This window comes from Petrotoga sp. 9PW.55.5.1, assembly GCF_003265365.1.
Classification (GTDB): Bacteria; Thermotogota; Thermotogae; order Petrotogales; family Petrotogaceae; genus Petrotoga.
Window position 1 is genome coordinate 1 of sequence record NZ_AUPM01000068.1, and the last position, 4,056, is coordinate 4,056.

A 4,056-nucleotide genomic window follows, 5' to 3' on the forward strand; every position below is an offset into this window, starting at 1 on the left:
GACTTTGGAGATAAAGAAGGGAAGTATTTTGATTATACTTACCCTGCTTTATTCAAATCCAATCAGTACTAATTTTGATATGTAATGAGTAACACTTTTCTCTTAAAAACTCAAAAGACCTTTCACTATTTTTATCATACCGTTTTCTATATGATTTTCAAGCGATTTTTTTATTGGCCTCAAATATAGATTGGAATATATTTTCAGAGATTAGCTCAAAAAAGCTTATGTAAACTTTAATTAAGATGTTTTTTATCATGTTTTATGCTCTGTTTTCGCTTTCTCTTTTTTGATGATAGTTACAATATAGTTGATTAAAAAGCAAAAAGTGAATGAATATAGCTTGTTAACATTGTAACCACCTTCAGGATTTTCTTCAAGCAAGAATATTATTTCTTTGATTTTCAATCTATTCATTCTTCAATATAATCTGGAAGCCTTTTTTCAATAGAATTGACATTTTTATTAAGAAGCATAAATATGCATGTAATTACAAGAGAGAAACCACAAACTATAAAAATAAGTCCTATACCCCTTCCTGTTCCAACTCCTATCAAATTACCTATAATTGAGTTAGCTAATGCCCCATTCTCTGACATAAGAGGTTCAAAAATATTATCAGCTAAAGGACCTGCTAAAATGGCTGCCAAAGGAGTTACAAGTCTTAATATCGCATCCATTAATGAACCAACTCTTCCAAGTACCTCGGGTTCTATCTTAATTTGCACTAGAGAAAATAAAAGGGTATTAGTATATGGAACAGGCAACATGAAAATGAAAAAACCTAATGCAACAATGTACCAATAAGGAAGTATCCCTGAAATGGACAATCCAATACCTGAAATTATTAATAATAAGAACATACTTTTTACTTTTTGATTATTATTTGGAAGTACGCTTGCTATGAATCCTCCTAAAACCATTGCAGAACCATAAAATGTTTGAACAAGTCCATAAATTGCTGTATTATAATTAGATAAAATTAAAGGTCCTAACAGAATCAAAGACAGATTGGCTATAAAATTTAGAACAGAAAAAGCCATCATTAGACTAAGGAATCCTTTTTTCTCACGAATATAATTCCATGCGAAAGCAAAATCTTTTAGAGATGTCTTTAGAAATCTACTAGTAGCTTTTTTAATTTCAGGTTGTGGGATTTTTTGAAAGAGAATTGTAAAGATCGCAAAAAAGTAAGTAGCAAAATCTATTATTAAAAGCCCTTTAAGGCCTACGATAGGATATAAAGCTCCTGCCATTATAGGGGACAGCATATTTTGAGCAGCAAAAGTGAGTTGCGAAAGGCCATTGGCTCTACTAAGATTTTTTTTAGGAACAATCATTGGAATTGACGCACTGAAAGCCGGCCCTTGAAATGTTGAAAGAAGAGAAGATAAGAAAAGGAAAATATATATCATCCATATTGACATATTATTCGATAAAAGAATCAAAGCCATTAAAATTTTTAAAAAAGCATCAACAGAGTCAGTGAATATTATAATAACTTTTCTATTCTTTCTATCTGCAAATGAACCAGCCATAGGTGCAAATAATATTCGAGGGAGAGTATTGAATAAAAAAGACATTGCAAATGGTGTAGCGCTTCCTGTTTTTTCGAATATCCACACACTAAGTCCAAAGGCAGAAAGTCCCGAACCTATGATAGAAAGGAATTGTCCACTCCAGATTATCATGAATTTTTTAAAACTTTTTTCGTTTCATCTGTTGTGAGTAATCTTTTTTGCTCATTTTTAGCAACTCCTTTTATTTTAGATAAATTTTACATCAATTAATTAAAAAAAACGATTTGTTATTACAACTTTTAATGGCCTTCCATATTTTGGATTTTTGTCAAATATTTCTGTAGCTTTTCTGTATGATACTTTGTTTATTAGCGTTTCATTTATTTTATATACTGCATCCCAAACCCAAATATTTCCTTCAGAATCTATTTTATCATATAGCATCACGTGATCTATTGTGGAATCATTATCAGCATCATAGAAAATTAGGTCACCACTATTTCTTGTTTTTTTATCGAATAGGGATAAATATATACATTAGCCTCATTATGCTACATATAATTCCAAAAACTATAAAAATATTTTGCAAAGGAAATATAGTTGCTAATACTCCAGTTAAAGCAAAAGGTCTTAAAGAATTGTCCTTTTACTTATCTGCCTTCTTACTCATCGGTAACTAATTTTAAACGTTTTCCCATAAGCACATAAAGCAAGATTACTAAAGGTAATATTATTAAGAAATTTAAAAGATATTGACTTACTTCTACTTGACCTAACATGGAAGTTCTAAGATTATTCGCCAAATAAGTAGTTGGAATGAATTTAGCCATTAATTGAAGTGGTTGAGGCATTTGTTCCAACGGGAAATACACTGGTGCACACATATACATAAGGAAACTCAAAGCTACACTAAGAACTGTTCCTTGCTCATACCTTTTAGAATAAAGACCTATGAAAGCACCGATTGGAATCAAAGAAAAAATAGATATTATTATGGATAGAAAAAAGTATACATTCAAAAAATTGACAATTCCCAAAAAAGGCATTATAATAAAAAATATTATAAACACAGGAAGTTGCAATGCTAAATAATAAAGTACTATTCCAACTACCAGAGAAAAACCTTGTATTGGAAGAGTACGGAAAATTTCAAATCCTCCAGAAAGTCTTAGTTGAACAAGATATTGCCCTAAACTTGTTACGGATATGCTTATTACTCCAGCAAGTAGAGAACCACTAATAAGATAGGGCAGTCTTTCCTGGGCTAAGGGGCCTAAATTCATTATTAAAAAAAATAAAAGCAGACATGGAAAAACTATAGACAGAGTATAAGTGAAAGGGCCCCAAAATCTAATACTTCTTAAAAATACTTTGAACAACAACAATGTATCTTTAAATAATTCTTTAATCTTCATGTTTCTCACTCTCCTGTACCGCTTCTATATAGTATTCTTCAAGACTCCCACTTTTGATTTCAATCTTTTTTGTTATTGAAGATAGTTCAAGTATACATTTCTCTAAATTCAGATTTTTTGATGTATCTATTTTTGCTGTGATCCATCGATCTTGTCCATCATTTTCAACAAAAAAATCCCATTGATTAAAGATTTTTCTAACTTCATTTTCTTTACCATATAAAGGACGTACTTGTATAGAAAAGCCTCTCTTTGTTGAACTTTTTTCTATAAATTCTTGCAAATAACCTTCTTTAACAATTTCTCCATCGACAATTATTGCAAAACGATCTATATGGCTTTCCAATTCCTCAAGATTGTGAGAAGTAATAAGTATAGAACATCCTTTTTTTTGAAGTTTATGTATCTGATTCCAAACTAAATATCTATGCTCTGGATCTAAGCCTGCTGAAGGTTCATCAAGCACAATCAGTGGAGTTTCTGGCAAAAGTGCTAAAGCAACAGCAAGAAGCTGACGATAGCCACCCGACAATCTATCAACACGAACATCAACTATTTTAGATAATTTTAAAGAGTTAACAATTTCTTCTATTCTATTAGCCAAAAGTGATTTTTCAAACTTTCTAAGTTGTCCAAAGAATAAAAGAGCTTCATAGAAAGTGAGCTCACTTAGTCCTGAAAGTGTCTGAGGTTTGTATGCAATCATTTCTTTAATCCGTTTTGGGTTTTTTGAAACGTCGATACCACACACCTTGATAAATCCCGAAGTTATAGTTATTAAACCAGATATCTGTCTTACAAGTGTAGTCTTTCCAGCCCCATTTGGCCCCATAAGAAGTAATAATTCTGAATTGTCCATTGAAAGATTGATATTTCTATTAGCCACCTTCCCGTTTCTATATCTTTTGTACAGATTTTGGACCTCTAAAACTGGCAAAATTGATCACTCCTTAATTTTGATTTTAGATTTCCTTTTGTTTATTTAAATGTGTTAAAAATATTATAAACATGAATATGTTTCTTTTAGTTGAACATCATTGTTGAGCTTTTGAAGAGTTGTCAATCGTACATATTCAGGATAAGCTTCACCATAAAAAGCTTTTTCACATTTTCACACCACC

4 protein-coding genes are annotated in these 4,056 nt (G+C 31.0%); all 4 read right to left on the reverse strand.

The genetic code is table 11. The features are described from left to right. Positions 1 to 413: 413 nt before the first annotated feature. Positions 414 to 1,691 (reverse strand): MFS transporter, encoded by a 1,278-nt coding sequence (locus PW5551_RS09780; RefSeq protein WP_113075590.1) that lies wholly within the window; start codon positions 1,689 to 1,691, stop codon positions 414 to 416. A 99-nt stretch (positions 1,692 to 1,790) separates the two neighbouring features. After that, positions 1,791 to 1,964 (reverse strand): hypothetical protein, encoded by a 174-nt coding sequence (locus PW5551_RS10230; RefSeq protein WP_158526182.1) that lies wholly within the window; start codon positions 1,962 to 1,964, stop codon positions 1,791 to 1,793. 218 nt (positions 1,965 to 2,182) lie between these two features. Continuing rightward, complete coding sequence (locus PW5551_RS09785) at positions 2,183 to 2,935, reverse strand: ABC transporter permease (protein WP_113075591.1); 753 nt, start codon at positions 2,933 to 2,935, stop codon at positions 2,183 to 2,185. Next, positions 2,925 to 3,872, reverse strand: coding sequence for an ABC transporter ATP-binding protein (locus tag PW5551_RS09790; protein WP_158526183.1), 948 nt, complete (start codon positions 3,870 to 3,872; stop codon positions 2,925 to 2,927). The genes PW5551_RS09785 and PW5551_RS09790 overlap by 11 nt, the downstream gene beginning before the upstream one ends. Between the last annotated feature and the right edge of the window lie 184 nt (positions 3,873 to 4,056).

Coding starts and splice junctions, on each gene's coding strand:
- PW5551_RS10230 (WP_158526182.1), bottom strand. CDS start 1,964: ATGCTATATGATAAAATAGATTCTGAAGGAAATATTTGGGTTTGGGAT.
- PW5551_RS09780 (WP_113075590.1), bottom strand. CDS start 1,691: ATGATAATCTGGAGTGGACAATTCCTTTCTATCATAGGTTCGGGACTT.
- PW5551_RS09785 (WP_113075591.1), bottom strand. CDS start 2,935: ATGAAGATTAAAGAATTATTTAAAGATACATTGTTGTTGTTCAAAGTA.